16 protein-coding genes and 1 tRNA gene are annotated in these 15,568 nt (G+C 59.7%); 10 read left to right on the top strand and 7 right to left on the bottom strand.

Translation table 11 applies throughout. The annotated features are described in order from the left end of the window. Nucleotides 1-14: 14 nt before the first annotated feature. Nucleotides 15-1,718: a heme biosynthesis protein HemY gene (locus AB4Z24_RS02840; protein ID WP_441705814.1), complete on the top strand. Its 1,704-nt coding sequence runs from the start codon at nucleotides 15-17 to the stop codon at nucleotides 1,716-1,718. Between the two features lie 20 nt (nucleotides 1,719-1,738). Here the strand turns inward: AB4Z24_RS02840 and AB4Z24_RS02835 are convergent, their stop codons facing one another. After that, the gene (locus tag AB4Z24_RS02835) at nucleotides 1,739-2,467 is read right to left on the bottom strand and encodes an outer membrane protein (RefSeq protein ID WP_441705812.1); all 729 of its coding nucleotides are present in this window, start codon (nucleotides 2,465-2,467) and stop codon (nucleotides 1,739-1,741) included. Between the two features lie 590 nt (nucleotides 2,468-3,057). Between AB4Z24_RS02835 and AB4Z24_RS02830 the strand changes: the two genes are divergently transcribed. The 7 genes from AB4Z24_RS02830 (at nucleotide 3,058) to AB4Z24_RS02800 (ending at nucleotide 7,906) form a co-directional block, all read left to right on the top strand. Next, nucleotides 3,058-3,133: transfer RNA gene (locus AB4Z24_RS02830), tRNA-Thr, on the top strand. Between the two features lie 410 nt (nucleotides 3,134-3,543). Further along, nucleotides 3,544-3,669: a hypothetical protein gene (locus tag AB4Z24_RS02825; RefSeq protein WP_441705811.1), complete on the top strand. Its 126-nt coding sequence runs from the start codon at nucleotides 3,544-3,546 to the stop codon at nucleotides 3,667-3,669. A gap of 240 nt (nucleotides 3,670-3,909) precedes the next feature. Further along, on the top strand, nucleotides 3,910-4,656 hold the full coding sequence (locus AB4Z24_RS02820; protein WP_441705809.1) for an outer membrane protein: 747 nt from the start codon (nucleotides 3,910-3,912) through the stop codon (nucleotides 4,654-4,656). A gap of 150 nt (nucleotides 4,657-4,806) precedes the next feature. Further along, nucleotides 4,807-6,093, top strand: coding sequence for an SDR family oxidoreductase (locus AB4Z24_RS02815; protein WP_441705807.1), 1,287 nt, complete (start codon nucleotides 4,807-4,809; stop codon nucleotides 6,091-6,093). Next, nucleotides 6,090-6,560, top strand: a complete 471-nt coding sequence (locus AB4Z24_RS02810; protein ID WP_441705805.1) for a DUF2269 family protein — start codon at nucleotides 6,090-6,092, stop codon at nucleotides 6,558-6,560. The genes AB4Z24_RS02815 and AB4Z24_RS02810 overlap by 4 nt, the downstream gene beginning before the upstream one ends. Nucleotides 6,561-6,773: 213 nt before the next feature. Then, on the top strand, nucleotides 6,774-7,637 hold the full coding sequence (locus AB4Z24_RS02805) for an SPFH domain-containing protein (protein ID WP_441705803.1): 864 nt from the start codon (nucleotides 6,774-6,776) through the stop codon (nucleotides 7,635-7,637). Continuing rightward, nucleotides 7,634-7,906: an NfeD family protein gene (locus AB4Z24_RS02800; protein WP_441705801.1), complete on the top strand. Its 273-nt coding sequence runs from the start codon at nucleotides 7,634-7,636 to the stop codon at nucleotides 7,904-7,906. Before AB4Z24_RS02805 ends, AB4Z24_RS02800 begins: the two co-directional genes overlap by 4 nt. A gap of 139 nt (nucleotides 7,907-8,045) precedes the next feature. On the opposite strand, the gene AB4Z24_RS02795 is transcribed toward AB4Z24_RS02800, so the two are convergent. Both AB4Z24_RS02795 and AB4Z24_RS02790 read right to left on the bottom strand, forming a co-directional pair. Beyond that, complete coding sequence (locus tag AB4Z24_RS02795; RefSeq protein ID WP_441705800.1) at nucleotides 8,046-8,291, bottom strand: hypothetical protein; 246 nt, start codon at nucleotides 8,289-8,291, stop codon at nucleotides 8,046-8,048. Between the two features lie 407 nt (nucleotides 8,292-8,698). Next, nucleotides 8,699-8,884 (bottom strand): hypothetical protein, encoded by a 186-nt coding sequence (locus tag AB4Z24_RS02790; RefSeq protein ID WP_290993067.1) that lies wholly within the window; start codon nucleotides 8,882-8,884, stop codon nucleotides 8,699-8,701. A gap of 373 nt (nucleotides 8,885-9,257) precedes the next feature. On the opposite strand from AB4Z24_RS02790, the gene AB4Z24_RS02785 reads away from it, so the two are divergent. Next, nucleotides 9,258-9,758, top strand: coding sequence for a hypothetical protein (locus tag AB4Z24_RS02785; RefSeq protein ID WP_441705797.1), 501 nt, complete (start codon nucleotides 9,258-9,260; stop codon nucleotides 9,756-9,758). A 139-nt stretch (nucleotides 9,759-9,897) separates the two neighbouring features. Beyond that, nucleotides 9,898-10,221 (top strand): hypothetical protein, encoded by a 324-nt coding sequence (locus tag AB4Z24_RS02780; RefSeq protein WP_441705796.1) that lies wholly within the window; start codon nucleotides 9,898-9,900, stop codon nucleotides 10,219-10,221. An 83-nt stretch (nucleotides 10,222-10,304) separates the two neighbouring features. Here the strand turns inward: AB4Z24_RS02780 and AB4Z24_RS02775 are convergent, their stop codons facing one another. The 4 genes from AB4Z24_RS02775 to AB4Z24_RS02760 all read right to left on the bottom strand — a co-directional run bounded on the left by AB4Z24_RS02775 (nucleotide 10,305) and on the right by AB4Z24_RS02760 (nucleotide 15,552). After that, entirely contained in the window at nucleotides 10,305-10,595 is a 291-nt protein-coding gene (locus AB4Z24_RS02775; protein ID WP_441705794.1) for a hypothetical protein, read from the bottom strand. A 153-nt stretch (nucleotides 10,596-10,748) separates the two neighbouring features. Then, entirely contained in the window at nucleotides 10,749-11,072 is a 324-nt protein-coding gene (locus tag AB4Z24_RS02770; RefSeq protein ID WP_441705792.1) for a hypothetical protein, read from the bottom strand. A gap of 87 nt (nucleotides 11,073-11,159) precedes the next feature. Continuing rightward, nucleotides 11,160-12,374 carry an efflux RND transporter periplasmic adaptor subunit gene (locus AB4Z24_RS02765; protein WP_441705791.1) on the bottom strand — a complete coding sequence of 405 codons (1,215 nt, stop codon included), beginning with the start codon at nucleotides 12,372-12,374 and terminating at the stop codon, nucleotides 11,160-11,162. Further along, entirely contained in the window at nucleotides 12,364-15,552 is a 3,189-nt protein-coding gene (locus AB4Z24_RS02760; RefSeq protein WP_441705789.1) for an efflux RND transporter permease subunit, read from the bottom strand. Before AB4Z24_RS02760 ends, AB4Z24_RS02765 begins: the two co-directional genes overlap by 11 nt. Nucleotides 15,553-15,568 lie beyond the last annotated feature (16 nt).

Here is a 15,568-nt window from a genome sequence, read left to right as displayed (position 1 = left end):
AAAGGGTTTGCGTCATGGTGCGCCTCGTCGTCTATCTGCTCACGATCGCCCTTATTGCCTCCGGCCTCGCGTGGCTCGCGGACCGTCCGGGAACGCTGCAGATCGCCTGGCAAGGCTACGATATCGAGACGTCGGTTTTCCGCGCGGTTGTCATTCTGGCGGCGCTGGTCGCGACGCTGGTGTTCCTGTGGTCGGTTTTCCGAGCGCTCTGGAACAGTCCGGCTGCCATCGGCCATCGTTTGTTGCGGCAACGGGAGAAGAAGGGGCTCGATGCTCTTTCCGGCGGCCTGATTGCGATCGGCGCGGGCGACAGCGCGCTTGCCTCGCGTTACGCCCTGCAGGCGCGAAAGACACTGCCTCATGAGCCGCTGACGCATCTCTTGCGTGCGCAGTCAGCCGAGCTTGCAGGTGATCGCGCTGCCGCACGGCGCATCTATGAAGCCATGCTGGCCTCTCCGGAAACAGAGCAGCTCGGGCTTCGCGGCCTGTTCCTTGAAGCCCAACGTGAGGGCGCGGGCGAGGCGGCCCGGCAATTCGCGGCGCGCGCGCTCAAGGCCAATCCGAAGCTCGGATGGTCGTCGACGGCGCTCTTCGAGCAGCAGTGCAAGCAGAAGGATTGGCGGGCCGCGCTGGCGACACTCGATCACGCCAAGAAGAGCGGGCATATCGCGAAGGCTGCAGCCGACCGCAAGCGTGGCGTCCTGCTGACGGCGAGAGCCGTCGAGGCTGAGGACGACGCTCCGGACAAGGCGCTCGCCTGGGCGCTCGAGGCGCACGCGCTCGCCCCGGATCTCGTTCCGGCAGCGGTGGTCGCGGGGCGCATTCTGGCGTCACGCGGTAATACGGCCAAGGCCGCGAAGGTTCTGCAGAAGACGTGGTCGAAATCTCCGCATCCGGATCTCGCTTCGACGTATGCCCATGCCCGCATCGGCGACAGCACGCGCGACAGGCTTGACCGCGTGCGGCAGCTCGCGGCTCTCAATCCGCATTCGATCGAAAGCCCCATCGCGGTTGCTTCGACGGCTACCGAAGCCCGGATGTACGACGAGGCGCGGCGCGCTCTCGAGCCGCTTTTGACCGATCGCCTCACGCAGCGCGTCGCCATGCTTATGGCGCGCATCGAGGCGGGTGAAAACGGCGAGAAAGGCCGTGTGCGCGAATGGCTGGCGCGGGCGATGAATGCGGCTCGCGATCCCGTGTGGTTGGCCGACGGCGTCATTTCCGATCATTGGGAGCCGACATCGCCAGTCGATGGCCGTCTCGATGCCTTCCAGTGGCGTGTGCCCGTTGAAACGACGGACGGGAAGGGCAGCGAAATTCTTGCGAACAAGATCGATGAGCTGATCGCCATCGCACCGGTGGCGGGAACGCCGGATGCCGGCCCGTCCGAGCCGGCGAAAGCGAGCGGTGCGGACGACATCGAAAGCAAACTCGGCCAGCCCGACAGCGATGTCGTGGAAGCCGAACCGGTCACCGTTACCGTGAAGCCCAACGGGGCGTTTCCTGAAGCGACCGCAAACGGTGCTACAGGTCCTCTGCCCGTGGCGGATGATGCCGCTACGGTGAGCAAGCGGCCGTCTCCGGATCGGGCGCCTGCTGCGCGGCCCGATGCGAAGGTCTTCGTCGCGCCGCGGGCGCCGGACGATCCCGGGACCGATCCCGCCGAGCCAGAGCTTGAACAGCCCGTGGCCCGGCGAAATTTTCGGACGGTCAACTGAGCCAATCTCGTTGAGCAACGTTATTTCAGCGGAGGCGGTGGTTCCCACTCTTCGCCGCCGCCGAATTTATAGCTGACGGAGACGCGAAGGGTGTCGATCGGACCGAGGCTCGTCGCGACATCCGATCCGCCATTCAGCTGGGGGGCATCGGCGATGAAGACGGTCTTGTCGAAGTTGTAATGCAGATATTCGGCGGTCAAGACGAGGTTGTACGCGAAGAGCAACTCGAAGCCGCCACCATAGACCGCTGCCATGTCGCTGGAGTGGAATCTTGCAATCCCGGAGATTTGGTCGGCGTCTCTGAAGCTAAATTCGGCGTTGCCCCACCCGATGCCCGCCGTGCCAAAAACCATCGCGTTATCGAAGAACGCGTAGCCTAAACGTCCGCGGACGGTTCCGAGGCTCTCAAGCCTGGCACTGGCGCTGTCGATGCCCGGGCCGCCGTCATCGAGAATGGCGGTTTCGCTTTTGCCTGTTCCCCACATCCAGTCGCTTTCGACGCCAACGACATATCGGTCGAACTGGTAATTGTAGCCACCTTTCACGCCGTATGCGGGGCGATCCCGGGTGCCGGAGTGAAGCGGAGGATCGCCGCCGACGTGGTCATCGAAGAGCGTGGCGCTTGGACTTTCGAAGACCGCACTTGCGATACCACCAACGTAGAAGCCGTTGAATTCGCCGGGGTCTGCAACTGCGGTTCCGGCGCTTAAAATGACTGCGACTGCTGCAATTCCTAATACTTTCACCATGACCAGAAATCCCTCACGCCAATATCTACTTGCGCTAGGGGTGCCTCGCGATTGGTCAGCGTACAACTTAAACCGGGAAGCACTCGCAACATTTCTGTGCATCGTTGGAGCTGCAACGAGAGACGCATTTGAAAATGCGCCGTTGAGCGCGCGAGACGCGTGCAAATGGCAACAATCGTGCTGAGCACTTTGCATGCTGAGACGTTTGCTGACCCGGCCGAGGAACCGAGCGCGATCGCCGTCGTCAATTCCGTCGCGCCGCATGGACCCCGGGCCGTTCGCGGAAGCGGGCCAATCGCCCTGTCGGTTCTCCGTGCGGCTTTTTGCCAAGAGCGACGCAACAACAGGCTTTCAGAACAGCAGATTAGCCGGTTGGAGCGCCGTGAAGCCCGGCGATACCGTTTGCATCTTGCGATGTCGGGATGGGTGCGCTAGGACGCTCGGACTCGAAGCGCGATGCGCCGCCTTCCAAGGTTTGCTGGTCCACAAGACCAGCGAACCAGGACTACGGCGCATTCTGTGCTTGGAGCGTGCCTGAAACATTTTCGCGCACGACGATCGGCAAGCAGCAACCGGCTTTGTCGATTTATGCCGCTTTAGCTCAGCCGGTAGAGCACGTCATTCGTAATGACGGGGTCGCGTGTTCGAGTCACGCAAGCGGCACCATTCGATTTTTCAATAAAAATCAGATATTTGAGGCACTTTCGCGGGTGGCGATTTGTCTGAGTAAGTTTCATCAGAAACGCGCGGCTAGCGCATTTCTAGCACTTAAAGTGCGATAAACTCCTCAGCTGAGCCCTTCTAGCTCTTGTCCGCCTTTCGGCAAATCACTGACCGTCTCGGCACAAGCAGCGACATGCGATGGGGGAGAAGCTTCTTCCGGCTCAAGACCAACCGCGCCTTGTGCAGCAATTCGGCGAAGCTATCCGGCCGGTGCTCAACAAGGTTTTGGCCGAAAAAGCCGACGTTCTCGCCAAGGCGCAAGAAGAGGGGTGGCGAAAGTTGGGGGAATATCTGAGGCTGAAGCTCGCGAGCATACGGACCAACAGCGGTTATCGCATGAGGCAGCTGCCAAGATGCTTAGTTGCTCCGTCGCGACGGTGAAGCGGATGGTCTATGATGGTCGCGTTCCTCAGCCCGTGCAGCTTAGTGAGCGGCGGCTTGGTCATCGCTACGTTGATCTGAAGAAGCTCGTTGGCTGAGCACCTTAGTTCAGACTCTCGTGCCACGCGGAACAGATGCGACGGCGGGTACCTCCCCTACCTATTTTTAAATTACGTATATTCTATGGATCGTCCTCGTCGCCGCTGCCTTCGTTGCGGATAAACATCAGTGGGCGGATTTTCTAATTACGGAATGAAACGCGCCTCGACAATAGTCAGCTGCCAGAACTAGGGTTCGCCATCTTAGTAGCTCCTACAGTTTGTTGGGGGACGTGCGTAATGAAGAGATCATACTTGCTGGGCGCGATATGTGCGGCCTCAGCGCTTTTGAGCTTCGGGCCTGCAAACGCGGGCGACCTTTTCAACTCAGCCAGTTATAATTGGAGTGGCTTCTACGTCGGCCTTAACGCTGGATGGGCCAAAAACAGCACGGATTGGGCATTCCACCCTGCCATCGTTGGTGCGCCGAACCAGTCTTTTTCGTTTGAGGATAATGCTGGCGCGCTTGGCGGCCACATCGGGCTTCAGCACCAATGGGGCAGTTTTGTACTCGGCGTCGAGGCAGCTGTCAGCGATATCAACGTCAATGGTGGATGGAGCGAGCACTTTGGTTATGGAATTGGCAATTCGCTTGCTGAAACCAAGACTGGAACACTTGTAACGGTCGGGCCTCGCCTCGGTTGGGCCAACGGGCGGTGGCTGTATTACGGAACGGGCGGCTGGGCGACTGCAGACGTTCAAACAAGAGGTGAATCGATATTTTCTCCTGGATCGTTCTTCAACAAAACGAGCGAACGTCAGAATGGATGGTTTGCTGGCGGTGGTGTGGAGTACGCATTATCTCAGAATGTATTGGCTGGCATTGAATATCAGCATGTCGATCTTGGAGATGAACTGCATTGTCCGGGATGTTTTGCAGGGGATACGAATAACCACGAGATCGGAGTTGGTATCGATATAGTTCGGGCCCGCTTGAGCTTTAAGTTGGGCCGAGACGAGGATCTAGCTCCTTCCCCACTGAAATAGAGAACCCTACAGCAACACATCGACCTTCTTAGTCATCGCTCTTCGCACGGGCTCTTGTTCCGTCATCGTCCAACATGCAACTGCGGATATTCCGCGATGCTGAAGCGGATTTGTTTTCAGATCAGGTCCGCTGGGGCTATGCAGTAGTTTATGCGCATCTTGGTGATTGGGGCCTACGGACTGGTGGGCGGCTATGTAACTGCTCGCCTCTGCGGTGAAGGCCACGAGGTCGTCGGCCTTGGCCGTGAGACCAGAGTCGCGAGGCGTCGGTTTCCAAAGGTTCGTTGGGTGGACGCCGACCTACGTGACATGAACGCCGACCGATGGGCGGCGCTCCTGAGCAGCATCGACGCGGTGGTCAACTGCGCGGGCGCACTCCAGGACAGCCCGCGCGACGACCTTCACGCGGTACACGTCCGGGCCGTGACCGAATTGGCCCGCGCCTGCGAGCGACACGGTGTGCGCCGGCTCGTGCACATCTCGGCGGTCGGCGTCGAACGCGGCGAGGGACATTTCCAGCGCACGAAGCACGAGGCGGAAGCAGCGCTCGGGGCCACGAACCTCGACTGGATTATTCTCCGGCCTGGCTTGGTGCTCGCGCCGGCAGCCTACGGCGGAAGCGCCCTGCTGCGGGGCCTTGCGGCGTTTCCATTCGCCATCCCGGCCATAAGGCCGGATGCCATCGTCCAAGTCGTTTCGGTGGATGATGTCGCCCTGGCCGTTGTTCGCGCGCTCACGGTCCCAACGGCCCGATTCACGTGTGATCTGGTCTCTGCGGAAAGGACGAGCCTCGGCGACGTCCTGCGCGCATTTCGGTCATGGCTCGGCTTGCCGGACGCGCGAGTGATCGCTGCGCCCCCGTGGGTCGCCGCGGTTGCGGCGGTGGTTGCCGATGGGCTCGCGTGGCTAGGGTGGCGAAGCCCGATGCGCTCCGCCGCAATGCGCCAGCTCGCGGGCGGCGTGACCGGAGACAGCAACGAGGCGAACTCGCGCCTGGGCCTCTCGCCGCGTGGTCTAGTCGAGACGCTTTCTGGCTGGCCTAGCGGCGTGCAAGAGCGATGGTTCGGGCACCTGTATTTCCTCAAACCCACGATGTTGGCCACGCTGGCGGCGTTCTGGGCGATCTCGGGCGTCGTGGGTTTCGCGAGCCATGCCCGCGCAGCCGAGCTGCTAACCGGCGCCGGAATCCCCGCAGGTCTGGCCGACGCCTTCGTGATTTGCGGAAGTATTCTTGACCTTAGCTTGGCCTTCCTCGTCTCCATACGCGCCACTGCGCCTTTGGCGTTGCGCGCGATGATCCTGGTGACGGCCGGATATCTTTCGGCCGCCAGCGTGTGGGTTCCGCAACTGTGGGCCGATCCCATGGGGCCACTTGTAAAAAGCCTGCCGGCGGCAGTGCTCGCGCTGGTTTCCCTGGCGGTAATGGATGAAAGATGACGCTTTACCTGCTCCTCAAGACGCTGCACATCATCGGCGCGACCGTTCTCCTCGGCACAGGCGCGGGCATCGCCTTCTTCATGCTGATGGCCCACCGCACGGGAGATTCACGCCTGATCGCCCACACGGCAGGAGTGGTTGTCATCGCCGACGCACTGTTCACCGCGACGGCCGTCGTGCTGCAACCGATCACCGGCGGCTGGCTGGCGCTGCTCGCCGGCTATCCGCTGTTCGGCGGCTGGATTGCGCTGAGCCTAGCGCTCTACATCGTCGTGGGACTGTTCTGGCTGCCGGTCGTATGGATGCAGGTGCGAATGCGCGACATCGCCCGTGACGCGGCCCAGAGAGCTGAGAGCCTGCCGCCCAGCTACTTCCGCCTGTGGCGTCTCTGGTTTGCGCTTGGTTTCCCGGCCTTCGCGTCCGTGCTGGTCATCGTCTGGCTGATGATCAGTAAGCCCAGCCTATAGGCGCTGGCTCCAACTGGGAACGTTCGTCATCTCGGGATTCCGGCCGTCATGTTCGTGCAGGACGATCGGCAAGCCGGGTTCGAAACTTAGCCATGACTTTAATTCACGGACGTAGATCAATGGCTGTCAGAACACTCGGACACGTGCGATCCCACTATATTGTCACGCCATAGCTATCAGATTAAGTAGTACTGACAGTTTCGATCGGGGGGAATGATGACTACGGTTCTTGCGATTCTCGCTATTTGCCTTTGTGTCATCTTTCTCAGTTTGAAGATCGTTCCCCAAACGGAAAATTGGCTTGTCGAACGCATGGGACGGTACAGCCGAACCTTGAGTGCCGGCGTTCACATCGTTACGCCCTTTTTCGATCGCATCGCGCACAAGGAAAACATTCTCGAACGTCAGTTGCCGGTAAAGTCGGTGCCGAGCATCACGAAAGATAACGTTCAAATCGAAGTCAAACTCGCAATTCTCTACCGCGTGACGGATGCTTCGAGGGCTTGGTACCGGATCAAAAATATCGATCAGGCAATCGAAACGATCATCACCGGCATCGTTCGAAGCACGATCGGCAATTCCGACCTCGACGACGTTCAGTCGAACCGTCGTGTGCTCTCAGACACGATTGAGGCTGAGATACAGCACGTTACTGAAGAATGGGGTATCGTTCTTACACGGGTCGAAATCGTAGACGTGGAAGTCGATGCCGAAACAAGAGCGGCAATGCAGCTGCAATTAAATTCCGAACGTACGCGGCGCGCTCTCGTTCGCGAAGCGGAGGGCAAGAAGCAAGCCGCCAATCTCGCCGCTGACGCAGAACTCTACACGGCGCAGCAACAGGCGCAGGCCCAACGCGTTCTTGCAGATGCTCAAGCCTATTCGGTCAAGACTATCGCCGAAGCCATTAACAATGGCGGGGAAGCGGCGATAAACTTTGATATCAAGAAAATCCAAGCTGAGGCCGTCAAAACGCTAGGGGTGCAACCTGCGGCCAAGATCATTCTCCTTCCGGCAGATTTGCTCGAGACACTATCGTCCGTATCGTCTGTCGCCAGCCGATTGGTTTCCAAATGATGAGTAATCTCCAGCCTTACGAGGTGGCTCTCATCTTAGGCGCCGTGATCTTGGCGCTGGAGATGATCACTGGTGTCTTTATCTGTCTCAGTCTCGCGATTGGCTTGTTCAGCGTGGCGCTGACGGAGTTTCTATCTGACACTTTCTACTTGGAACGAGATGTTTTGATTTTTGCAGTCGTCGCTATGGCGGCCTTTATCGGGCTGCGTCTGACTTTTCGATCGAAAGGCGACGTGAAAATTGCCAGCAAGGACGTAAACGACTATTGACGCCCAACAATGCGATCAACCGCTCGCATTCCTTTTCAAGGAGGCGGACGACCAAGTTCATCCGCCTCGCAGGAGTGATCGAGAACCCGGTCGCTTCTTGGACTCCGCATCCGCAATCCGGCAGCGTCCAACATGTGCCTCAGGCGGCGCGCCAGTGGTTCAGCTCCATGCTTTCCAAGAGCGCCTCGGGCGCAACCCAGCCACGCAGCACGGCTTGGCGTAACCGTTCCGGTTCGCGGATGCCCTTATCGGCCGCTTCGAACAGCCGGTGGATCATGTCGTAGACTGTTATCTGCAATTCACGATCGGCAACTTCAGTCACCAAGCGATCGAGTACACCATAAAACGACTGAAGCTCTTCCGATGTGTAGCCGTACATGCGCATTGAATTCCCTCACCGCGATGACCCGGATCAACCGCCGATCCGAATCATGCCCGCCCAATGCGACGGAATCAGAATCCGATTCCGGGCGCTGTACTCTTTTGGATTCTCCCACAAGGAACGCACGCTTTTTTAACAGATTTTCCTCGGACCCCGGTCGGACCTGCGCTCATGATTTGTCAATATTTTCAAGCCATTGTCTCAAAATAGTTTTGCGTCCCAGAAAAAGGCGGACATCTTTGGATGTCCGCCTTTTTGTTTTTTGCGCAGAGTTTGAGCGTGCGAGCCACGCTTTACGGCTCGCCGTTTTTCAGTCGATCGCGATCTGGCGCGGACCCGTCGCATGGCCGGGCCGGCAAGCGGACCACCGAGCCGGTGTTCGGATCGAGCCACGGGCTTCTCGGCGCCGGCTAGTACTCGTCGTCTTCCTCGACGCGATAATTGTAGGGCATGTTCCCGCAGTATTCGGCGGCTGCCCTATGGGCGTCGTCCCAGCTCTCGAACGCGCTGCCGATCGTTTCCGAGCCGCCGCCGAAGCATCCTTCGACGTCGTTCTGGCAGTTCTCACACCAGACGATGACTTTGAATTTTCGCATGTTGGCTTCTCCCCGTTAGAAAAGCCCCGAGGCGCTGCTCCCGATTTGCGCGCAAGTCCTGCAGTTTGAAAACGCGAGACATGATGATCGCCTGACGGCGTCTGGACCCTTGATTTGCGCGCATTTTTCTCGCGTTGCCGTCCAACGACAGACTCGGATTGAGGCTAGCATTTGGCGGGGAGACAAAACGTGACCGGGTCGTAACACTTCGCACGAAAAGCGGATGACGTTCGTCGCTTGGCCGCAGTCCCAACCAACAGAATGCGCATAAAGTCACATAGAAGGCGGCGCACTCAGCGCGCCACATTCTCTCTGTTACGGTTTGCTGGCGCGGCCGCCGCCGCGTGTCTTTGCTTCGGGGGAGCGATAGCCCATGATTTCGAGATTAACCGCCGTCCTTGCGCTCGGCCTTTTTCCGTCGCTTTGTAGCGGCGCGGTGGCTTGCACGCTCAATGAAATCCAGAAGACGGACATGCGGGTCGGCATTTGCAGGCAACAGGTCGGCATCGCGACAGGGTATGCTTGCACGTCGCTTGTCATGCGGTCGCAAGTCGCCGATCAGTTCGAGCAGATCCAGCTGGCGCGGCGCTGCGGCTTCAACGCGGAAGCAGACAAGCTCGATCGCTTTTACAAAGCGACGACCCCGTTCGTCGTCAAATTGTATGGGTGCGTCGACACCGCGATTGATCGTGCGGACGTCGAGAAGAAGGCTCAGGAAGAGGTCGACAAGTCGTTAACGAAGCTGCCGGCAGGCTGTCCGGCCGATTTGAAAGAGAAGATGACGAAGCGGCTTCCTAAGCTCATCGAGACCGACCAGAAATCTCTTCACGACATCCAGGCTCTGGCAACCCAGATAGGGCTAACGGGCGATTAACGGCCCCGGACGCCCCGAATTCCGGCCAGCAAACGCAAGTCTTCATTCACCCTAGTTTCGCTTGGGCCGTCGCCGAATAACGGCTTGTTCTATCTTCTTTCCCAATGTGCAGGTCGTGAGTGCATCTGGGAGACTCCTAATGTCCTTTGTGAAGTACGCAGCCGTCCTCGCGGCGGCTTCGAGTTTTGCGGTCGCAACGTCGGCTGAAGCGCGCCATCGGGGCTGCGTCTACGATCCTTACGGCTATCACGCGCCGAGCCGCGACTGCCGCCGGGAGGGATGGGGCTTCTATCCGGCCTATGGGTTCTATCCGGCTGGCAGCTACTACGCGCTTCCGCGTTATCCGGTCTATGCCGTACCGGTTCCGGTTCCTGTCCCGGTTCGCGCGTATCCCGTCAGCTACTGCTATTACGACAACGGCTTCGATTTTCGGCCGCGCCGGGTTTGCGTTCCGGCCTGGTGATCTAGGTCTGGTGATCTCTGGCCGGCCGGCGCCTGCACATCCGCAGCGCCGGCTCGCGTTGCCTTTTTCCTAATCGATAGGACTTAGCGGAAGCGCAGCCACTCGAGTGGGCGGGGCCCGCGGCAGAAATCTCGGCGGTGCAGATAATAGCAGCGGCGACCATCGTAATAGTCGTCGCGCGCAAATGGGTCACCGGCGTAGGTGTAGAAGCCGAAGCGCGGGCCGTAGGGCGGTCCGTAGCGGTGGTAGCCGAGCTTGAAGCAGCAGTTGTTATGGTGACGCCAGTGGTGGTGACGCCAGTGGTGGGCGTCGGCCGATGGTACGAGGGCCGCGAATCCCAATACGAAGCTTGCGACGCTCAAGACTTTCAACATGCGCTGGGCCCCATTTGGCTTCTTGGCTTGGCTGAGCCATTCAGTCGCCGGTTTTCGGCACACGCGCAACGAAGACCGCCGAAATTGGCAAATTCCGCCGAATAATAACGGTCTTCATTTGATTAAATCGTGAGGCTTCGCCCGAGACCTTGCTCACTGCAAACCCGGCGACGAGGGATCATGCGGGGGAGCCGTTCCTTCGGGGCCATTGCCCTGTTCGCCGGAACTGCTTCCTGACCCAGAATCGGCCGGCAAGCTGATTTCGGGAGGCGGCTGCTTTTCGACGGGTACGGCCGGCGATGTCGGAGAAATCTCCGCGTTTTTTTCGCTGCCGGGGCCGACCTTACCCGGTTCTATGCTTTTGCCGCCGCCGGGCGCATTCGCCGGAATGTCGATAGCTGAGGGCTCGGCGACGACAGGTGAATTGACAAGGATTGCAGCCGCGAGCGCGACACCGGCAAGAATTCTTACCCTCATTGGGACATGATCCTTCCGTTGTTCCATGCGCGGTAAACGCATGGCGCAACTTCCGTGTTCCCCGCTATCGGCATGTCCTATTAAGCATCAGCCTTTGTTCGGCGGAGTGGGTCCATTTGACGATGAGGGTGCCGTCGAGGGACTCGGGTGCTCCTTGACGTTCACGCGGTCGCCGTCGACGATGCCGTCGGGGATGCTTTCGATGACCCTGTCTTCCGGAGCGAGGCCGGAGGCGATCTCCAACGTCGCGCCGAGGTCGCGGCCAATCGTGATCTGCTTCAAGGTCACGCGACCATCCGGGCCGACCGTTGCAACGCGTAAGCCCGCCTTATCAAACAGTACCGCACTCGACGCGATGACGAGAACGTCGCGCTTGTTGCCGACCGTCAGGTGGACGTTGGCGTAGGCGCCCGGCATGAGCTCGCCGGCAGTGTTGTCGACGACAAGCTGCATGCGTGTGGTGCCCGAGGCGACATCGACGGCGCCGGACGATGCTTCGACCTTGGCTTCGTACTTTTTGCCGGGGCGCTCGGGAACGGTCAGCACGCCGACGGTGCCGTTCGGGATCATCGGCACGTAGGTTTGGGGTACATTGACGTAAAGCCGAAGCTTGTGGACGTCGGCGACGACGAACATCTCCGAGCCCGTCGAGCTGCCAGTGTTGATGAGGTTTCCGACGTCGGTGTTGCGCACGGTCACGATGCCGTCGAAGGGCGCGACGATGCTTTTGTAGGCGGTCAGCGCCTTCAGCCGGTCGACGTTAGCTTGCGCGGACTTCACCATCGCGTTCTTCGCTTCGAGGTCTGCCTGCTTTTCATCGGCAGCCTGATGGGTGACGTAGTTGTTCGGCAGCAGCGCCTGATAGCGTTGGTTGGTGACATCGGCGAGCGCTGCGTTCGCCTTGGCGTTATTCAGATCGGACTGCGCCTGGGACAGCTGCTGATCGAGATCCGGCGCGTCGATGGTTGCGAGCACGTCGCCGGTTTTGACGCGCGTGCCGATATCGGCGTTCCGGCTCGATACGTAGCCGCTCACGCGCGCGAAGAGCGCCGCCTGATAGTAGGCGTCCAAACGGCCGGGCAGATCGAGCTGGCCGATGCTCGGCTGGACGGCCGGGGCCGAGACGATGACCGTCGGGATGGCGCGCGCGGCAGATTTGTTCTTCAATTGGGCGACGGTCTGCTCGCGGCTCGTAATGCCCGTGAAAGCAAGAAAAGTCGCGCCGCCAATGAACAGGACGGCCGCTAACGGGATCTTCCAACGCGATCGCCGCGGCTTTTCGGCGGTCTTTTCAGGCAGCATGGAGTTCTCCCGGAACTGCACCTTGCGGTGACGATGAGCTAGCAGACTTCCGCCGGTGCATCAGGCTGAAAATGATCGGCACGATGAATAATGTCGCCGCTGTCGCGAATAGAAGGCCGCCGATTACCGCGCGACCCAACGGAGCGTTCTGCTCACCGCCTTCACCGAGGCCCAACGCCATCGGCGCCATGCCGATGACCATCGCTAGCGCAGTCATCAGAACGGGACGGATACGCACGAAGCCCGACTCGAGCGCGGCCAGGATCGGATCGCCGTGCTCGGCGAGGCGCTCGCGCGCGAAGCTTACGACCAGAACCGCGTTTGCAGTCGCAACGCCCATACACATGATGGCTCCGGTCAGGGCGGGTACCGACAGCGTGGTTCCCGTGACGAACAACATCCAGACAATACCGACGAGCGCCGCCGGAAGCGACATGATGATCACCAGCGGATCGCCCCAGGATTGGAAGTTCACGACAATCAGCAGGTATATAAGCACGATGGCGCCGAGCAGGCCGAACAACATTCCGGCATAGGCACCATTCATCGTTTGCACCTGCCCGAGGAGAACGGCGGTCGCTCCCTTGGGAAGCTCGGCTTTGGTCTCATCGACAACCTTCTGAATGTCGGCCGCGACGGCGCCGAGGTCGCGACCTTCCGTCGTCGTCAGGATCTGCACCATGGATTGAATGTCATATTGCGAGACGACGGCGTTCGTCATCGTGCGATCGATATTGGCGACCGCGCCGAGAATTTGCGGCGCCGGTGCCTGGTTGGCGGTGATCGGCAAGTTCTCGAGCGACCGCAAACTGTCGAGCTTGTATTGTGGCGTCTGGATGACAATCGGATAGGAGACGCCGTTGCTCGGATTGAGCCAGTACGTGGGATTGACCTGGCTCGTGCCGGCGAGACTCGTGCTCAAGCTCGATGTGACGTCTTTCTCCGTGACGCCAACGTACTGTGCACGCGAACGATCGACGTTGACCTTGAAGCCGGGGTTCGTGCGCGATTGCTGGATGCGCGCGTCGGCCACGCCCGGAATGAGCTTGATCTTCCGCAAGATCTTTTCGGCATAATCGAAGGCCGGGCCAAGCTTCGGCGCCCTGATTTGAAGATCGATCGGCGTCGGCGCGCCGAAATTCAAGATCTGGCTGACGATATCGGCGGGGAGGAACGAGAAGGTTGCTCCGGGAAAGCGCTTCGGAAGCTCATCGCGCAGGGCTTTGACGTATTCCGGCGTCGGGCGATGGCCAGGATTGAGCGCCACTTGAATGTCACCGTCCTGCGGGCCAATCACGCCCGTGTTGTTATATGTCAGGTTGATGCCGCTCACCGGTATCCCGATGTTGTCGACGATTGCGCCCAGATCTTCCGGCGCTATGACCTCCCGAATAACATCTTGAATTTGTGCGAACTGACGGGCGCTTTCTTCAACCCGCGTGCCAACGTCGAGCCGCGCGTGCATCAGAATCTGGCCTGAATCGACGGCGGGAAAGAAGTTGCGGCCGAGGTAGGGCGTCAGAAGAAACGACGCTGCGATAAATCCAAATGCGAAGATCAGGACGATCGTCCGGTGTGCCAACGCGCTTTCGAGCAGGTTATGATAGCCGACGCGCATCTTTTCGAAGTGATGCTCGAAGCCGCGCTGGAACAGCACGAACGGATTGCGCGTCGGTCTCGTCGTCGCGTGGTGATCGTGCGGCTTCAGCAGGTATTTGGCCATGGTCGGTACGAGTGTGCGCGACAGGATGAAGGACGCGACCATGGCGAACACAACGGCTTCCGCCATCGGGACGAAGAGAAAGCGGGCGACGCCCTCGAGGAAGAACATCGGGACGAAGACGATACAAATGCAGAGCATTGATACGAATGCGGGTGTGGCGATCTGATCGGCGCCGTCGAGAATGGCGGTCTCGACGTCCTTCCCTTGCTCCAGATGGTAGTTGATGTTTTCGATCGTCACCGTCGCTTCGTCCACAAGGATGCCGACGGCGAGCGCCAGGCCGCCGAGCGTCATGACGTTCAAGGTTTCGCCAAGTGCCGAAAGCATGGCGACAGAGGCTAATACAGCGAGTGGAATGGACGTTGCGATAATGACCGTCGATCGCATGCTGCCCAAGAAAAGAAGGATCATCACGCTGGTCAAAGCCGCGGCGAGGAGGCCTTCGTGAATGACGTTTTGGACTGCGGCGCGGACGAAGACTGACTGGTCGCCGAGCATCGAGATCGTCAGCGCGTCAGGCAGGCCGGGTTTGATTTCGTCGATTTTGTCCTTCACGCCCTGAATGATGGCAAGCGTGGACACCGCACCGTTCTTCAGCACCGACAACAACACCGAGCGGTTGCCGTTGACGTGCACGATATTCTGTTGCGGAGGATTTCCGTCGCGGACGTGCGCCACGTCACGGATGTAGACCATCGCGCCATTTACGGCCTTGATCGGCAGGTCTCCCAACGCGTTGATGTCGGACGGCGCGTTGTTCAGCTGCATCGTGTATTCGGTGCTGCCGATTTTCTGGGTGCCGACCGGATTGATCAGGTTCTGCGCGGCAAAGGCATTGGAAACGTCTTGCGCGGATAGGCCCTTGGCGCGGAGGGCCGTATCGTCGAGATCGATCTGGATCTGCCGCGTCTTGCCGCCGAACGGATAGGGGACGGCGGCGCCCGGAACCGTCACGAGCCGCGTCCGGATCATGTTCAGGCCGAGGTCGGACAGATTCTGCTCAGTCAGGCCATCGCCGCCGAGCGCCAGCTGCACGATCGGGACGGTCGAGGCGCTGTAGTTGAGAATGAGAGGCGGCGTTGAACCGGGCGGCAACTGTTTCAGCAGAGTCTGAGACACTGCCGTCACCTGCGCATTGGCGGTGCGGATATCGGCCCCAGGCTGGAAGAAAATTTTGACGACGCCGATGCCGTTATACGAGTTCGCCTCGATATGCTGAATGTCGTTGACGGTCGTCGTCAGGACGCGCTCGAACGGCGTCACCATTCGGCCGGCCATCTCATCGGGCGGAAGGCCGGTGTAATTCCAAACGGTGGCGATGACGGGGATGCGAATATCGGGGAAGATGTCGATAGGCGTGCGAAAAGCAGCCAAACTGCCGGTGAGCAGAATGAGCAACGCCAACACGACGAACGTGTATGGCGAACGCAGCGCTATCCGCACCAATGCAGCCATGTTTCAGAGATCTCCA

The sequence above is a fragment of the Hyphomicrobium sp. 2TAF46 genome, assembly GCF_052114865.1.
GTDB lineage: Bacteria > Pseudomonadota > Alphaproteobacteria > Rhizobiales > Hyphomicrobiaceae > Hyphomicrobium_B.
This window is presented reverse-complemented; position numbering and strand designations above follow the sequence as displayed.